We start from the raw sequence: 16,572 nt of genomic DNA on the forward strand, positions 1-16,572 counted from the left end.
CGCCTATGTTTCCGCGGTTCTCTCCTTGCGCAGGATGAGCACGGTGGCGCTGCTTGCCGACAGGTCGATGTCAAACTCGGTCATCTTCGGGTCATCACTGGGCCGAGCCGGTCCGCTGTAGGGCACTGTCTCCGGAAGGGGCGTCGAGGGGTGAACCGCTGTGGCATTCTTGGCCTCATTCGATGGAGCGTGGACCTGCGCGGCCTCAGCAACCCGGTATCCTTGGGGAGCCGTGAGGGTGACCGGATTACCTCCGGAGCTCTTCGCATCATTGGCATTGACGATCGTCGTCACCAAGGTGTTCCCCTCATCCTTGCTCACCGTGTAGGCGCTGATGTTACCCCCGCCCTTGACCGTGGTGTGGAGGAAGCTGCCGCCGGTGCTGGGAACCAGCAGGCGCAGAGCCGAGTAGTGCGGTCGCCCAGAGAACGTGGATGATCTGCTCCCATGGTCCGCGGGATCGCAAACGAGGGACATTGGGGCCCCGCCGAGGCAGGCACCGAGCATGGAGTGCATCGCCATGCGTTCGACACCGAGCGTCGCCGCGAACAGGGAGTAGTCAACGGCCCACAGTGCGGTGGCGTGAGTCCGTGATGTGTCGTTGGTACCGGGACAGCTGGTGGTGCCCGTCTCCTCGAGCCAGAGCGGGATGCCGGCCCCTTCGGCTTTGGACAGACCGATGTCGAGGATCTTCTCTGCACTGTCCTTGGCCAGGGGGTCGATGAGGTTCTGCGCCTGCGGACCGCGTCCAGGGACCTCCGTCGACGAACATTCGTAGAGCTGGTACCAATGCTGAGACAATGCTGCCGTGTTCTTCACGTCAGAATCGAGGAAGGCATCCATCCACTCCCCGTCGTAGACGTCCGGTCCGATGATGGGCGCGTCGGGCCGCTTGGCGTGAATTGCCGAGACGTAGCCGTCGAGCTGTTTCCTGTACTCAGCGGTGTTCCACCCTGAGCCGCGAACTGCGCCATTGGGGACCGATGTGATCGCGTACCCGTTCGGTTCGTTGCCGATGGCCAGTCCGACCAGGGAATCGCCGAGGATGTCGACTGCGTGAGTTGCCATGTCGGCTCCGCGTTGCGGATCGTAGGTGCCCAGCGGAATGCCGATGGTGACGGTCGAGCCGGTCGCGTCCACGAGCTTCTTCAGGCGTCGGAGATCGTCCGGAGTGACAACGACCTGCTCGGGCTTCGTCGCCTTCTCCCCCGCCGACGTCCAGAACACCCGCCGGTCGAGCTCGTTCCCGCCGAACCGCAGTGCAGGATCGCCGAGGTGGTTGAGCAGCTCGTCGAGGTTTGAAGCGGCAGGATCGATCCTGGGATCGGCGAGCTCCGTCGATTCGAAGGAGAGGCCAATATTGTCCCGACGGAACGTCTTGCTCGTGAGCTTGTCGGAGATCTCAATCGTCACTGCATCGCCGTCGATCGGGCCGGTGAACGATTGGGTGAAGTACTCCGAGGTGGGCGAAACAGCCGACTCAGTTGCCCCATCGGAATCATAGTCAGGAGCACAGGCCGATATCAGCAGAACAAATGCCGCCATGAACAACGAACCAGGACGAGGACACGTCAGAGAAAATCTCATATCACTACCCCCACGAAGAAAGCACGCAAGCGCCGACAGTCACCAAAACCAGTTCGTCGTGAAAGCAGGCAGAACCGAGATCAACATGCGAGTTCAAACGCAAACCAAGGACACGACCCACCGACCAGAAGAGTGATTCATCGCTACGCTCCCCAATAATAGAGGTCAAGACGAACATGAGAACGTTCATCAAAAACACTAGCTCAAGACTTGAGGAAAAGTCCTCGAAAAAAGCTGTCGAACTTCACCGAGTTCACTCCAGTCCCGCTCGGTATAAGGTACGATTCCGGCAGCGGTGGCACGATCCATCAACCCACCCCAGAGCTCAGCCGGAAATTTCAGCATGTTGGTAGTATTCAGCCGCTCGAAAAAATCAAGGCTTAGCAAATCCACGACTCTGTACACCTCATCCGGAACATCCCTAAGCATGGTGTCGAAAACCTCTCTCCCAGCATGCTTAAGTATGTACAAACTCGCGAAATCAGTCGTAAAGTGATGCCCCCATTTCGCAGGTGAGGAAGGAGGGACAGCGGGGTCGATGTTAAAATCCAAACCGAGGCGTTCAGCTGCAATAGTGGCAAGCCAAGTCTTTCGATACTTCTTTGCGCTTCCATCCGCTGCCAATGAAACCAACGAGTCACACAGCAACTCAGGCATGTGGTGAGCGATCAACATAGCAGTACCAGCCTCCGAAATACCCACAACGTAAGCAGCGTTCCGATAACCCGAATAGGCAAAGGGCGGAAACGTTGGAGCATACGACGCAACGGAATGCATGCGAATCGTATCCGGCGTGTTACCGGCAATTCCGCCAAAAGTCATGTACTTCGAACGATATACGGGAGATGCGAGTATCGCGGCGATTCCCATCATCGCCCAGCTGTTCATCTGGAACTCAGTGCCGACGATGTTTGTTTTAATAGTAGTGGTTTCGAAATTGGAAAAGAAACGCTCCTCGCGCTGGAACGGGCCGCCGAAATCCATAGAGACCAGCTTGGTTCCCGAGGGCATCAGTTGCAAAGCAGCGAGTGAATCAAACCCTCCCGAAAAATTGAGCAGGTTACCCGACCTCGGTACATTCCTCTCGCTGCCGGACTCAGAAAGAAACGAAGTTGCAGGCGACACGTACCTTCTAAACATCTCAGCGGTGTCACGCGATACATTCAAATCGATACTTATGTCGTCATAAGCTTTACCAATCAGAGTGTACAGAACACGAGCAACACTATTCGGGTCGAATGGCAGCGGCTCGGAAGACTCGAAAAACAACTCACCAGATTCAGAACCTTCATTCTTCGAGTATTCAAAACTCAGACGCTGAGCATCGACAACCTGGAAACCAGAAAATCTAATCGAATTCATCTAGAGCTCCTCAACTAAACTAGCAACAAATTACCCTCAACGGCAATTGGCCATACAATCACTCACCGACGGAAGCGCTGTCAGAAGTAAATCGCAACACGGCAGATTTCGACAAGCTGTCTTCCACCTCGATACGCCCTATATCGCTAGGAATATCCTGCCAAAGTTTCAGAATGCCCTTCTCTTCGACTCTGATCGTGTCGTCCAAAACTATCATCGAGCCGTCTCGAAGGCGAGGAGCCAGTATTTCAAGAGCAGGCAAGCGTGAAAACTCATGGGCGTGACCGGGCGGCCCATCAACAAATACAATGTCGAAATCGACGTCAGGTATACTGGAGGTCGCATACCACCGATCAGGCATATGGTCCGATGAAACCGGGTAATTGAAACTCGGCTTCCACGGGACAAGTGGTGCGTGAACTACCTCAGCCCACTGTCCTAAGCCGTGAGCTTCCAGGACGGAGTTCATTCTGTCGACGTATATTTCATCATGTTCCAATGCGAAGCACTTTCCGTACCCGCGTTCGCGAAAAGCCAAAGCTGACCAAAAAGTAGAAGTACCAGAACCCACATCCAGCACAGTACGGACTTGATCATTTCTCACTATTTCACCCACGATTGTGCGAATAGCTGGCACAGTGGCCGCCCAGCCGCCGACTCGTGGGGTCGAAGTCGAGTCAACTTCGAATTGCTTCAGAAGAGCTGCAAAGTCGCTAACCTCCTTAGGCATTTCTTCGGCTGCGACCCTAAGCTGATTCAGCTTGCTTTGAGTAGCATTGAACAAGTTCTGGGTGCGAGAGGACAACGATTCGAAATCTTCTTGTATAGACTTCTGCAGATCGACTATTCGACTATTCGTTGCAATCTCCGTCATCGCTTCATCCAGCCTTGAGTTCAACACCTCGCGAAGGTGCCGTAATTCCGCTGGCCTAGCTTCAGATAACGAAATCAGTTGACGATCAATGCGCTCAATCCCATCGGAAACTCGGGTGTATGCCTCCTGCGCGGAAGACTGAGCATTTACCCCCTCGCGTCGCACCTTATCCAGAAGAAGAGGCAACTCACCGATCGCACGATTTGCCTCATCGATCCGCTCCGCAACCGAATCAACAGACTCGTTCATACGAAGGCTGGTCCTTTTGGCACCCGAGTCAATCTTGTCTGCAAGAAAATCGCCTACGGCAGAAATCTTCTTACCGATCTTGTTCTCCGTATTCGCGATTCGGTCCGCCGCACTGCCGGTCGAACGCTCAATACCTGTATTTGCTTTCCGAACCAGGCTCTCCAGACGGTCAGCTGATGAGTTGACAAGCTCGTTGAGTTTGGCAAGATCAGCGCGGGACACAGCCAGTGATTCCATGCGCAAGTTGACGTCTTCCAGCGCTCGCTCGTAACGGGACAGCCGTTGGTCCAATCTAGTCGAACGTTTGGATCCGTCTTCCATCGCCGAAGACATCTCGCTCGCGATTTCATTCAGTTGAGACTTCAACGATTGGATATCTTCACGGATCAGATTGTACTCCGTTGAGCGTCTCTCGGCTTCAGACCGAACAAGAAAGAGTTGCTCGCTCTGATCCGTGAAGCGTCTTGATATCTCTGCTAACAACAGGCTTGAACGAGCCTCGTCAAAACTGTCGTTCGCAATGATTTCGCGCTCAACTTCGGCAATTCTACGCATCACCACGGACGTAGATGCATCGGGACTGGTGTCCAGCTTCTGGTCTAACGAAGTGAGCGTGGTTTCTAAGGTTGACCCTTGTGCCGCCAGACTAACCAGCATGCTATCCATACGGGAGGTTCTGTTACTCAATGTAGAGAAAGTCAGACGCATCCGAAGATGCCCCACTGCGAGAATACAAAATAGAGAAAGCAGTGCCAATAGCAGCGATACGGCCTGCCAAAGGCCTGTGCCAGATTCGCTTATGTCCATCAGACCAGTAGCTAGCGAAGCGCTTGCGCACACTACCGCGAGCACAAGAAACATCTTGTAAAATTGTGAATCCCTCATTGCGTTGCCACCATCGCTTTCAGGGCTCGGAGCATATCCTCTACACTATCCACACGACTTTTGAGATCACAATGCTCACGACTAAGTACGCTGCCTGGCTCATAGAGCGCCCAGATCTTGGCTCCCGTTCCTCTATAGTCGCTGAGCTTGGATGGCAGGTAAGGATTAAGCCGGTGCCCGGTACTAGCTGTATCAGCATCTGCCACTATGAGATACTCCATTGAAGCCGCCGCCCGCAGATAGTCCAAATAGGGAAGCGGGTGGTTCACTTGGACTACCTCTTCGAGTTCGTACTCACCGACTTCCCGTGCTAAATCAATGTGATTCGGCGAGAACACGTTCAGCCTTACGCGTTCCAACTCGTTCTTCTCTAAGAGCATCAGCGCGCGAAGAATCTTTCCCGCACCACGATTTGGGTAGAAGCTGCCAAACAATCCTAAGTTAATCTTCTTCTGGATTCCGACATCGGCGGACTTATCAGACGCTGACAGTAGTCGCGAGCCTGGTGGAGGTTGCGGCTCTACTGCAGCAACCATCCTGGCGCGCCTTTTCAACGATGCGTCGTCGAGATAGGAAAGCATGTAGCTCATTTGGTGGGGATTGGTGAAGATTACACGATCAGCCAGCGCGTACGCGATTTTCTCACAGTTCGCGAACAAGCTTTGCGTTGCCTCTATTTGAAAACCATTGGCTTTCAGCCGTTCCTGGAGTTCTGCCCATACTTCGTCATCTTCGACCTTCCCTACCCGTTCGTGACCAAGCACATCTTTTCGCAGGGGGTCCGAAAACTCTGCAGTCCAACTAACCCCCGGGTTCCTACCTTTATGGAGTGCAGCTAGATAGTGAGACGCCGGCCACATCGAACGACTATAGACTACCGATTGAGAGCCGTGAACTGATTCGATTTCTCGTATCGCTTCGAGTCCCGAAATGCAAAAGTCTCGAACCCCTTTCCACCCTCCAAAGACAGGTGGATTTCTGATCGTCTTTTGCGTGGAGATGTATGGCAACACCTTCTCGTGCAGTTTGCCATCAACTTCTCTAATTTTCGACATATCGTTGTTTACAACGTTCCACTGACTGCCGCTATTCAGAATCCTCTTCGCCGCGACCACCGCGCTTGCGTCGGCGTATGGCAAAAAATTGTACAAGATGGCAAGGTTGCCAGTCTTTGCTCCCAGCATGTTCCAGGGAGTGTAGTTCAAACTTGCGTCGTCGTATTCGGTAATAACATCTTCCAGCGATTCCGGATGCGCATCGAGGTAGCGTTTGCTGAAGAGGGCTTGAGATCGCATCATGCTGTGCATCAGATTGCGCATACCAGCTTCGGCGGTCAAGGCTGCCTCGTCAAGGTGCTTCATTACAGCCAGTCTCTGCGCGACCGAAAAGTTAAAGTTGGCCGTCTGCCTTGACATAGATCCGGCCCTTACCAGGCGAAAGTACGTTGCTCCCGCGTGGGCGGGAGAATTATCAATTTTGAGATTGTGTTCTGAATAGAAGGGCGCAAAGTATGCTACATCTTCACCACTGCGCAGGTTCAGATCGAACTCTCGCAGACGCGCTTGCGCTGTTGGCAGAAGTTTACAGGCCGCAAATCCAAGCGCGCGCCAGAGATCGATGGGATCGTGAGTTCCGGGACCCAGTCCCAGTATCTGCTCGGTGATAACGGAACTTGTTTCTTGCAGATTTGATTCCTGAACGTCAATTACTTGAGCGACTGGAGTGACACCGCTTTTAGCGGCGCGGAGTAGCTCTCCCAGGTAGTTTGGAGAAAGCCAGTCGTCCACGTCTACCCAGGTGACCCAAGTTCCCTTTGCGTAGCGAATTCCAACGTTTCGCGCGTGGGATAGCGAGGCAAGTTCTTCGTATAGGATCGAGTAATTCATTTTCGCGTCGTGCGCGAAAACGTCTTTGATGATTCGCGGGGAATCATCTACCTCGCCGTTAATCACCACCAGAACTTCAAAGCGAGACCTTTCCAGCGTCTGCGTCCTGATTGACTCTAGGCACTTCCTTATGTGCTCTGCGCCTTTATAACATGGCACGACGAGCGTGACCTCGACACTCATATTCTTGTCCAGATTTTCTGTGGAGTTATTCTGCTGAAAGAATGGCTGATAGTCCGTGTGGTACCCGCTGCCCTAGTGACGGTACAGTCCTTTCTGTAAGTTGCTGCCGAGAAAGTTCGGAGCCTTTGTGCTCTACTCGAGCTGCTCGTTCCGCCATCTGCGAGTGCCACAATGGTTTCGCCCAGTCAATTAGTGTCTGCACCTCGGTTGGCTCTCCGTTGGGGAGTACGGGCTGAACTCAGATTTAATGTCATCATTTTTCGTCTTTTTCGGTCCACGACGTCATTATCGTGTTTAGGTTGTTAACTATGGAGCGGTAGTCCTCTTCTCTGTAGTGGAAGGGTTGAGGTCCCCACTTATGTGTAGGCTCAATGCGAACTGTTGCGCTTGAGCGGGTCACGCGTGCGGTCACCGCTGCTGATACGATCTTACGGTATCTGACGTACAGTTCGTTTGCTTTTTTTGCTCGTTCAGCGAACTCTTCTGCGTCGGTTGGTTTCACGTTCAGGACTTGTCGCAGGGCCTCGTTGAGGCCACTGCCCTGAGCCAGTCGCCGTACTGCTTCCCGTGTGCCGCGTTGCGTCCTGCGCCAGCGGCGACCAATTTTGGAGTACGTATCCCCGCGCGGATGGTGGGAACCCGCTATCGCGCAGGCCCACTCTATGTCGAGGAACACCGTCTTATCTAGTAGATCGTGTATCCGCAGTTTCTGGATCAGAATCTCAAAACCACGTCTCCAGCCCAAGAAATGTTCATCGGTGCCAAACTCAATCAATCTCGCGCCCTGATCCTCAGCGATCGCTCCCGCACCGCAGGCTTCGACTTCAAGAGAATTCGTCATCGTCGTTCCGTCCGGCCATAACCAGTATCCGCGCCGCTCATCCACGAGATCGATGAGGACAAGGTCCAGTTCAGCGGCGTTTTGCGTGATCCGCAGAAGTCCATCTCCTTTGAGATCGCTGAGCACCATGCGGCGTTGAAACGGCGAACTCAACCCGCTCACGTTCACTCCCTGCGTCCCATGTGGAGAGTCGAGGCTGGTCACCGACTGCCGTGCGACATAGGATACGACCTCCGAATTCGGGATGAACTCGCAAGTATCGCGACTGACGCAGGAGCCGAAGATCGCTATCTTCATGCGTCCCGATGCCTTTGAGTCGAATTGGGTGTTCCTGCGGCCGTCGTCGGCAGTGTTTCATTGGGCGAATCAGCGAATTCACCGCGCATCTGCTGCCGCAGACGATATCTCTCCTCAGCAGCACGATGCGCTGTGGAAGCCAAACGCTTACTCGTGAGGTCATTCGACTCTGCCACCGCTGAAGCTCGATCTCTGGGGTCGGCAGCGCGCAGCATCACTCGTTTCTCGCGGGGGCGGTACCTGAGCGGCGGCGGCTCATCGTATGCTCGCTGAATGCTGACTGCTTCCACAGCCGGCTTCGGCAATACAGGGAAAGTCGCCTGAGCGAAGTTCCCCTCAATCTTCTCCGGCCAGACCGTCGGGGTGGACGCGCTCAACGGCAACTCGGCCGCTTCCTCCACCTCTTCGATGACTTCGCGTCGCTTCACGTGCCGAGCGGCAATCGGTTTCCTGCCCTTGGTCGGTCGTTTGGCATGGCGCGGAATTGGGTTCTTCACCAGTTCCGGCTCGAGGATGTTGATCTCTTCTTTCTGTGCACTGCGAACGACATCATGCAGCAGTTTGTCAGCGACATCTTCCTTGCCTTTGGCAACGTTCCACGCCCACCAGCGATATTTCTCAGCAACTGGTTCGGCCGGTCCGTCCATGATGATCTCGCCATGGTGCATCCACACCGCGCGAGTGCACAGCTCCTGGATGACCTTCGCGGCGTGGTTGACCAAGAGAACAGTGCCGGCTTCGGCGAGAAGCTCATCCATGGCTCGCTCGCTGCGTTCCGCGAAGCTGGCATCCCCCGTGGACAGAGCTTCGTCAATGAGAAGGATCTTCGGCCGGGCAGCCAGTGCGATAGCGAATCGGAGTCGCGCCCCCATTCCCGAGGAATAGGTGCCCATCGGACGATGGATCGCTTTGCCCAAGGCCGAGAGGTCGACGACGTACTCGTATGCCTCAGCGGCTTCTTCCGGGGTCAGTCCCATTGCGAGACAGCCCAGCCGAACGTTCTCGCTTCCTGACAGAGAGGGCTGCAGTGCTGCTTGGACGCCGAGAAGCAGGGGCTGATACCGCACCAGGATGCGGCCTCGATCAGGCTGTTCCACACCTGCGACGTTGCGAAGGAATGTTGATTTTCCCGACCCATTCGCTCCGACGATGCCAACCATCTCACCTTCTCTGGCGACGAGATTGACTCCGCGCAGGGCGCGCACAGTGGTCTGCCCCTGTCTCCCCAGCGCGACATCGGCGAGGCGGTGCAGGCCCTTCGAGCGGTGGGTCGGATCCTTGGTGCCCACCGTATACCTGACCTGAACATCCTCAGCGATGATGTTGGCAGGGCTGTGTTCAAGAGCGTCCATAGCTCTCCTCCCCACGCCAGAAGAACAGGAACCCGAGAATGAGCAGACCGAACGCCCAGCACGCCGCAGATGCCCACATCCACCACGGCGAATCCACCCCATAGAGCAACGAATTGCGTGTCAGTTCGAGGTAGGAGTACATCGGGTTGATGCGCATGATGGTGAGCAGACCGGGATAGTCTGCAAGTTGGTCGTCGATGACGAAGAACACCCCGGACCCGTAGAGCCAGAACCGCGAGAGAATCGACATGAGGTTGCCAAGGTCCGGAATCATGTGCCCAGCCCTGGCCAACAGACAGGCCAAGCCGACATTGAAGATCGTCTGCAATGCGACGACAGGGACGATGAGCCCCACGCGCCAACTCAGATGTTCTGCCGGAGGGATGATGGCAATGAGTATTACCATCACCGCCAGGCTCGGTACGAAGTCCAGGAAGTTGCGCAGGACGGTCGATACCGGCAGGGCCGCTCGCGGAAACTGGAACGCTTTGATCATCGCAGCACCCGAACGAATCGAACTGGTGCCCCCGGTCATGCACTTGGCGGTGTACTGAAAGAAGAAGACGCCGATGACCAGGTATCCAATGAAGTTCTCAACGCCGTCCGAAGTCTCCAGGATGAATCCGAAGATGAACCAGAAGGCGAGCACCGACAGCAGCGGATTGAGGAAAAGCCAGCCGGACCCCAGCAGGTTCTTGCGAGTCGAACCGCTGACTTTCGCCCTGGACTCCGCAATGATGAAATGCCGTCGATCCCACAGCCCTCGCAGGTAGCTGCGCAGGCTGGTGCGTCTGCCCACCGGGACCAGCCCCTCACTCGATACCGAAGGTATCGAGGTCAGGCCAAGCGGGTTCGTGGTTTCGCTCATTTCACTCCAGTCCCGACAAGCCGAGAATAGACGTGGCCGTATCGCTGACCGATGTCCTTCCACCTCCGTGTTTCGAGCACATGTGCCCGCCCTGCTGATCCCATTCGCAGTCGCGCACTCTCATCAAGAGCGAGTTCAGACAGCGTGTCGGCAAGCGATTGCGGGTCCTCTGCTGCGACGGAGCGTCCGGCAGAGTCCGGCACGAGTTCGCGCAGGGCCGGAAGATCGGAGATTATCACAGGACGGGCCAGGCCCATGGCTTCGATGGGTTTAATGGGGGTGACCAAACGACAGACGGGTTCGTTCTTCCGTGGGACCGCGATCATGTCCAGCCCGAGCTGATACTCGATCGCCTGCGTTTGAGAGACTCGTCCACTGAACACGGCATTGTCCCCCAGCACTGCGGCGCGCTCACGCAACGCAGGCAGTGCCACTCCGTCTCCAGCGATGAACAGCCGTATATCTGTGCCGGCGTTCCGAGCCAGACTGACCGCATCGATGAGGTCATCGAGGCCCTCGTATCCGACGATCGATGCAGCGGTACCCACCCACACTCCCTCAGCAGGCAGTCCGAGTGAAGCGCGCACTTCGGAGGGTTCAGGATCGACGTTCGCTTTGACGACGGACTCGGAGACAGAGTTCGGGATGAGAGTGATCGATTCCCTCGGCACCCCCTGGGAGACCAGGTGTTCGCGCATCGTTTCGCCAAGAGTGATGACAGCGTCAGCAGCGGACGCCACCTCGACTTCCTTCGCTCTCATTGAGGCGAACCGCTGACTGGAACGACGCGCATCTCGCTCTGCCGGGGTGTTTCCACCCGCAGCCCACGTCTCTTCGAGCACTCCCCTGACTTCATACACCCAGGGCAGACCAATCGCCCGAGCGGCTGATCCGGTTGCCAGTCCGTTCATGTAGTGAGTCGTGGTGTGGAGAACGTCGACATTGCGCTCCTCGGCCAACTCCGCGATTCGCTCCGCCTGTTCCTCCAGTCGCAGAGTCGGTGTTGGTCTGGGCAACAGTGGAACGTGTCGCAGGTAATCGACTCCGTCCACCCGTTCTTGACGACCAGTACTCAACCGGCCGATCGTCACTGGGTAGGACGAACGAGTCACAGCGACCGCTGAGTGCCCGGCATCCTGCAGCGTTCTGAGAATGAGATGAGACCGGTAGGCGTAGCCGGACCGGGTGTGGGGAAGGGAGTTCGTGAGCACGTGCAGGGAGGAAGCCGCAGGCCTCGATCCGGAAGCGGATTGCTTCCTGGCCGTTGAGCGCGGTCTCGACGCAGACCGTGCAACGGCGTGTTCGCTGACATCAGGCCACCAGCCAGCCCGCAATACCTCGCGCTCGGAGCGCAGACGTTCCGATTTGCGACTGGCGGGCAGCACATCAATGGCCTCATCGATGTGTCCTTCACTCCACAGGATCCGGGAACGCAATGCCGCGGCCTCAGGCACAGCTTCGGCGATCACCGTCGCCTGTTCCGTCAGACCCAGGTTCAATGCGATCTCGCCGAGGAGACGCGAGTACGAATCCCGAGTCGCGGTGGAGATGATCTCCCTGGCCTTCGTCTCCTGGCCGAGCAGCCACGCTGCGGCGGCTTGCGCTGCCGCACGGGGAACTCGGCTCAACACGCGGCCGACCCCCTTGGAGGCAGTCGCCGGGAGCCGCCTGGCCGCCTGCATGGCGAAGAAGACACGGTCCTCGCTCATGTGGCCAGCGGTGGTCGTGACGATACTGGCAAGTTGTCGCGACAGGAATATCGGGTTCATCGGCACACCTGCTCGAGGATTCGTTCGTAGGCTCTGCCCATCGCCTGGGCAGAAGCATGTTCGATGACCCAGTCGCGCGGCTTGCAACCGATAGCGGCGTGAGCTCCGGAGGATTGATCTCGGTCCAAGCGGTCTCGCATGCGATGCATTGCTTCAACCACGGCCTCGACAACTCCAGGCGCTGCCACCTCGCCTGCGTCGGTGGTGGCGATGATCTCCGCCGCTTCTCCGGCAACGACTCCGACAACAGGGATCTCCCTGGCCATGAGCGAATAGAGCTTCGACGGCACGGTGAATCTGTAGGAATCCAAGTTGCTCAGGCTGACCAGACCGGCATCGGCCCACTCCCAATGGCCAGCGAGATCGACACCCGCCTGCTGCGGGAAGAAGTCGACATCGATGTCGAGTTCGACGGCCAGATGCTGAAGCGCCGACTTGTCGACGCCATCTCCGACGATGCGCAGTCGCACGCCTTCCGTTTGTCGGACCGCGCGAATAGCGGTGCTCAGGTCCTGTGATCGGCCGACCGTGCCGACGTAGAGCAGATTGAGTCCGTGCGAAGTGCCCGCCTTCTCATCCCGGTCCTCGCGGTCCGGGGCCACCACGGGAATCTGCCCGGTCCGCGGTGCCGGGACGACCGGGATCGCGCCGGTTGCGGTAAGTCCCGAGACTCCGGCAAGCTCGGCCGGGGTGACCCCGCTGCGGACGACCTCGGCATTGATCCCGCGAGCCTGCAGTCGGTGTCGGAAACCCTCGGTCGTGACAACGACGACAGCTGCCCGTCGTTGGGCGCGCGTAAGCAACCCAGGCAGCACTGAGCACTCAAGGAGGGAGGACAGAGCTTGAGGCAGGCGCTTGCCCGCGGCATTGCTGACGAGACGCATCTCGGAGATGAGATCAGGCCATGCGTCACGCACCTCGGCGATGTGCGGGACCCCGAGCAGGCGGGAGACGGTGTCGCCAGCGAGCAGAAAGGGCAGTGCAGGAGTCGTGGAGATGACGACATCGGGGGCCGCAGTCCCCCGCAGGCGCAGACAGGCAGCGCTGATCGCTCCGGCCGCCGACACGGTCTGATCGAGGACCTGCCGGGCCATCGAGCTTCCGCTGTGCAGATAAGGCACTCGAAGGATGCGCTCTCCGTCAACGCCTGTGTCCCAGGTACCACCGAGGCTGATGTCCACTCGTCGACGCCCCCGCCCCACCGAGGAGTTGAAGAACTCATCCCGGTTGGGGTGCGGATAGTGCGAGTGCGGAGCGACGGTGATGACCTGATGGCCCGCGGCCCGAAGATGGTCGACGAGGATTCGCCACCGCCTCTGTGGGGCACCGACCTCCGGGTAGTAGTAGTGAGTGAGAAGCAGGATTCTCATGCGGTGACCACCTCGACGGAATTGCGTTTCGTCAGCCAGATCGGCAGTACGACGTAGAATCCCAGCAGCACGACCCAGAACACGTGGCTCGGATAGGTGCCGAGGGAGTTGCCATCCACAAGGGTCGGAACAGCCAGGACGCAGGCGATGACGGTCAGGCAGGCGTGTAGCAGGGAAACTCGCTCGTGGGACCAGCCCGCCTGCTGGATCCGCTGATAGATGTGGGTGCGGTGCGGGAGGAAGATGTTCTCGCCTTGGAACAGACGCCGCACCAATGTCATTCCGACGTCGAAGAGGATGAAGATCATGGGTGCGACAATGACGACGATCGGCACGCCGAGGATGAACATCCACACGGCGATGACGAACACCGCCCCGCCGATCCCGTAGCTGCCGGTGTCGCCGAGAAACGCTTTCGCGCGACCGAGGTTGAAGGGCAGGAAGCCGAGAGCCGCCCCGGCGAGCGCCAGGGAGACGACCACGATGTCGGCGTCGTCGATCGTCAGCCCCACCACGGCGTACCAGCCCCCGGTGACGATCGTCCAGGAGCAGAGGAACCCATTGAGCCCGTCGACGAAGTTGACCGCATTGACCAGTCCGACGCCGATGACGGCGAAGGCGAGGACATGGGCGATGCCGTGAGTCGAGAACAGAGCGATGCACGCACTGAATACCACGGCGATGACCACCTGGCCGAAGAGCCTGCCCAGCGGCTGGAGTGAATCGAGATCATCGGCCATTCCGATGGCGGAGTAGCACCAGGTGAGGACCAGGAAGGCCAAGGGCATGAGGTTGCTGCCGAGGCCGAGGACCCCGTGTTCGGCGAAGACCGTGATCGCGGCGAAGACGGTGGCGACGGTGATTCCGGCCCCGATCGCCACTCCGCCCCCTCGCACCGTGGCCTCGGAATGCGAGGACCGATGGGAGGGGACGTCGACGATCCCGCCCTTGCGGAGCAGCGGGAACACGACGAACGCGCTGACCGCGGTGGCAGCAGCGGCGATGAGCACGACGAGGCCGGCGGTGCCCGCCATCAGCCGGCCGCCTCAGGGTCCCGGCTCACCGAGCTCTTCGGCTGCGGCGTGAGATCACGCCCGGCCGGTGCGGTGAGTTCCTCGTCGGCGACGGACACCGACGAGGAGTGATCGACGATGGTGTTGAGATCAGTGACGAGCTCGGTTCGACGTTCGTAGATCTCTGCCGATCGTGATCGTCCGACGAGTTCCCGCAGCGATGCGACGTCGATTGGAGCGATCGGCACCTGAGTGATGAGCGGATGGTTGGGACGTTTGTCGGTCTCTGTCGGTGACAGGAGCACCTCGTCGAGCTTCTCACCGTCGCGCAGTCCGGTGTAGACGATCTGCGCATCGGTGCGACCACTCAGTGCAATGACGCGGCGAGCCAAGTCATCGATCTTGATGGCCTCTCCCATGTCGAGGACGAGCGTCTCTCCAGGGTTTCCGATCGCCGCTGCCTGGAGGACCAGTTCGCAGGCTTCGTCGGCGGTCATGAAATAGCGCTTGACCTCAGGGTCGGTGACGGTCACGGGGTCGCCTGCGGCAACTTGAGCGACGAATGTCTCCAGCACGGAACCGCGCGAGCCGAGGACATTGCCGAATCGTACCGACATGTACCTCCGGCCGGTCTCGGCCGCCACGGAGGCAATCGCGCGTTCGACGGCGAACTTCGTCCTGCCGAGCACCGAGGTGGCATCGGCGGCCTTGTCGGTGGAGATGTTGACGAACGAGTCGACATCGTTGGCGACCGCCGCATCAAGCAGGTCAAGGCTCGCGCCGATGTTCGTGCGCACCGCCTGCTCGGGGAATCGTTCGAGGAATGTCAGGTGCTTGAGCGCCGCGGCATGGAAGATGATGTCCGGTTCCACCCCGGCGACGAGAGAGTGGACGAATGCCGAGTCGCGCAGGTCGCCGAGCACGAGATCCTCGCTGGTGAGCAGCGCTGAGCCTTCGAGGCCGAGTTGGGTGGCGTGAAGCCCGGACTCATCGCGGTCCGTCATGACGAGGCGTGCAGGCCCGAAGCGTGCGACCTGTCGGCACAACTGGGAGCCGATCGACCCGCCCGCGCCAGTGACGAGGACGACCCGGCCGGCGATCGCCGCGGCGATGTCGTCGATGTTCGTCGAGATCGGCTGCCGGCCGATGAGGTCTTCGAGGGAGACGTCGCGGAAATTGCGATGACGGAGATCCGCGACGCTGGCGGTCTCGATGTCCTGGCGCGTGTAATCGGCTTCACGCAGCGCGGGGAGGACCTTGAGCTCGACCGGACGGGACTCGAGGTCGGAGGCGATGCGCTCGAGCTCTTGCGGCGGAAGGTCGGGAACCGCGATGATCACGACCGCGGCGCCAGTCTTGTCGACCTGTTCGGCGATGTCTGCCGTCGTGCCGAGCACGCGAATCCCCGAGTGGCGCAGGTGCCGGTTGGCGGGGTCGTCATCGAGGATGCCGACGGCGACGAATTCTCCACGAGGGTCCTCGGCGATCATGTCGAGAGCAACCATCCCGTGCGGCCCGGCACCGATGACCAACGTCGACTTCGACGAGCCCGACCAGGAGAGGGTGCGCTGGCGAAGATTGCGCCGCACCCAATTGCCCATGCTCTTGACCACGATCATCATCGCCCCCGCGGCGATGGGGACACTGGTCGGGATGAGGAGCTGAGATGCGAAAGCGAACTCGGCGACCCACATGAGGCCGACGCCGAGTGCCACTGTTCCCGCGATGGCAGCGAACTGGTCGGTCGACCCATTGTGATACCGGCCGCGGTAGATGGACCAGGGGCCGCAGACGAGGAAGACGACGAGTCCGATCAGGGCGCAGACGTACATCCCGAGGACATTCACCCGCTCGATGTGGAAGTCGTAGCGGACGAACGTCATGGCACAGACGAGGAGGGCGAAGACGACTCCGTCGATCAGCGACAACCCGAATGCGGCAATGCGCCGGGCCATTCGGGGTCGAGAGGCAAGGGGCTCAGTCCTTCGTCCCACGTTCCTCATTTCGCTCCAACGACACCTGCGTTCAGCACGACA

11 protein-coding genes are annotated in these 16,572 nt (G+C 58.5%); all 11 read right to left on the bottom strand.

All coding sequences use genetic code 11. From position 1 onward, the window contains the following. Positions 1–3: 3 nt before the first annotated feature. The 11 genes from DFO65_RS14670 to DFO65_RS14710 all read right to left on the bottom strand — a co-directional run bounded on the left by DFO65_RS14670 (position 4) and on the right by DFO65_RS14710 (position 16,491). Positions 4–1,545, bottom strand: a complete 1,542-nt coding sequence (locus DFO65_RS14670; RefSeq protein WP_245940810.1) for a hypothetical protein — start codon at positions 1,543–1,545, stop codon at positions 4–6. A gap of 240 nt (positions 1,546–1,785) precedes the next feature. Continuing rightward, positions 1,786–2,949 carry a hypothetical protein gene (locus tag DFO65_RS16975; RefSeq protein ID WP_147233368.1) on the bottom strand — a complete coding sequence of 388 codons (1,164 nt, stop codon included), beginning with the start codon at positions 2,947–2,949 and terminating at the stop codon, positions 1,786–1,788. 58 nt (positions 2,950–3,007) lie between these two features. Further along, positions 3,008–4,738 carry a class I SAM-dependent methyltransferase gene (locus tag DFO65_RS14675; protein WP_181778742.1) on the bottom strand — a complete coding sequence of 577 codons (1,731 nt, stop codon included), beginning with the start codon at positions 4,736–4,738 and terminating at the stop codon, positions 3,008–3,010. A gap of 215 nt (positions 4,739–4,953) precedes the next feature. Next, positions 4,954–7,026: a glycosyltransferase family A protein gene (locus DFO65_RS14680; protein ID WP_113905199.1), complete on the bottom strand. Its 2,073-nt coding sequence runs from the start codon at positions 7,024–7,026 to the stop codon at positions 4,954–4,956. A 253-nt stretch (positions 7,027–7,279) separates the two neighbouring features. After that, positions 7,280–8,164, bottom strand: a complete 885-nt coding sequence (locus DFO65_RS16980) for a DUF6270 domain-containing protein (protein WP_147233370.1) — start codon at positions 8,162–8,164, stop codon at positions 7,280–7,282. Further along, positions 8,161–9,516: an ABC transporter ATP-binding protein gene (locus tag DFO65_RS14685; RefSeq protein WP_113905200.1), complete on the bottom strand. Its 1,356-nt coding sequence runs from the start codon at positions 9,514–9,516 to the stop codon at positions 8,161–8,163. The genes DFO65_RS16980 and DFO65_RS14685 overlap by 4 nt, the downstream gene beginning before the upstream one ends. Continuing rightward, on the bottom strand, positions 9,503–10,384 hold the full coding sequence (locus DFO65_RS14690) for an ABC transporter permease (RefSeq protein WP_113905201.1): 882 nt from the start codon (positions 10,382–10,384) through the stop codon (positions 9,503–9,505). The genes DFO65_RS14685 and DFO65_RS14690 overlap by 14 nt, the downstream gene beginning before the upstream one ends. Further along, the gene (locus tag DFO65_RS14695; RefSeq protein WP_113905202.1) at positions 10,381–12,153 is read right to left on the bottom strand and encodes a glycosyltransferase family 4 protein; all 1,773 of its coding nucleotides are present in this window, start codon (positions 12,151–12,153) and stop codon (positions 10,381–10,383) included. Before DFO65_RS14695 ends, DFO65_RS14690 begins: the two co-directional genes overlap by 4 nt. Beyond that, on the bottom strand, positions 12,150–13,523 hold the full coding sequence (locus tag DFO65_RS14700) for a glycosyltransferase family 4 protein (RefSeq protein ID WP_113905203.1): 1,374 nt from the start codon (positions 13,521–13,523) through the stop codon (positions 12,150–12,152). The genes DFO65_RS14695 and DFO65_RS14700 overlap by 4 nt, the downstream gene beginning before the upstream one ends. Further along, a complete protein-coding gene (locus DFO65_RS14705; RefSeq protein ID WP_113905204.1) occupies positions 13,520–14,557 on the bottom strand; it encodes an MraY family glycosyltransferase in 1,038 nt (345 codons plus the stop codon). Before DFO65_RS14705 ends, DFO65_RS14700 begins: the two co-directional genes overlap by 4 nt. Then, positions 14,557–16,491: a polysaccharide biosynthesis protein gene (locus tag DFO65_RS14710; protein WP_181778744.1), complete on the bottom strand. Its 1,935-nt coding sequence runs from the start codon at positions 16,489–16,491 to the stop codon at positions 14,557–14,559. Before DFO65_RS14710 ends, DFO65_RS14705 begins: the two co-directional genes overlap by 1 nt. Between the last annotated feature and the right edge of the window lie 81 nt (positions 16,492–16,572).

The organism is Brevibacterium sanguinis, from assembly GCF_003315415.1.
In the GTDB taxonomy this organism is placed as follows: Bacteria; Actinomycetota; Actinomycetes; order Actinomycetales; family Brevibacteriaceae; genus Brevibacterium; species Brevibacterium celere_A.

Coding starts and splice junctions, on each gene's coding strand:
- DFO65_RS14680 (WP_113905199.1), bottom strand. CDS start 7,026: ATGAGTGTCGAGGTCACGCTCGTCGTGCCATGTTATAAAGGCGCAGAG.
- DFO65_RS16975 (WP_147233368.1), bottom strand. CDS start 2,949: ATGAATTCGATTAGATTTTCTGGTTTCCAGGTTGTCGATGCTCAGCGT.
- DFO65_RS14705 (WP_113905204.1), bottom strand. CDS start 14,557: ATGGCGGGCACCGCCGGCCTCGTCGTGCTCATCGCCGCTGCTGCCACC.
- DFO65_RS14685 (WP_113905200.1), bottom strand. CDS start 9,516: ATGGACGCTCTTGAACACAGCCCTGCCAACATCATCGCTGAGGATGTT.
- DFO65_RS14675 (WP_181778742.1), bottom strand. CDS start 4,738: ATGGATAGCATGCTGGTTAGTCTGGCGGCACAAGGGTCAACCTTAGAA.
- DFO65_RS14670 (WP_245940810.1), bottom strand. CDS start 1,545: ATGGCGGCATTTGTTCTGCTGATATCGGCCTGTGCTCCTGACTATGAT.
- DFO65_RS14695 (WP_113905202.1), bottom strand. CDS start 12,153: ATGAACCCGATATTCCTGTCGCGACAACTTGCCAGTATCGTCACGACC.
- DFO65_RS14690 (WP_113905201.1), bottom strand. CDS start 10,384: ATGAGCGAAACCACGAACCCGCTTGGCCTGACCTCGATACCTTCGGTA.
- DFO65_RS14710 (WP_181778744.1), bottom strand. CDS start 16,491: ATGGCCCGGCGCATTGCCGCATTCGGGTTGTCGCTGATCGACGGAGTC.
- DFO65_RS14700 (WP_113905203.1), bottom strand. CDS start 13,523: ATGAGAATCCTGCTTCTCACTCACTACTACTACCCGGAGGTCGGTGCC.
- DFO65_RS16980 (WP_147233370.1), bottom strand. CDS start 8,164: ATGAAGATAGCGATCTTCGGCTCCTGCGTCAGTCGCGATACTTGCGAG.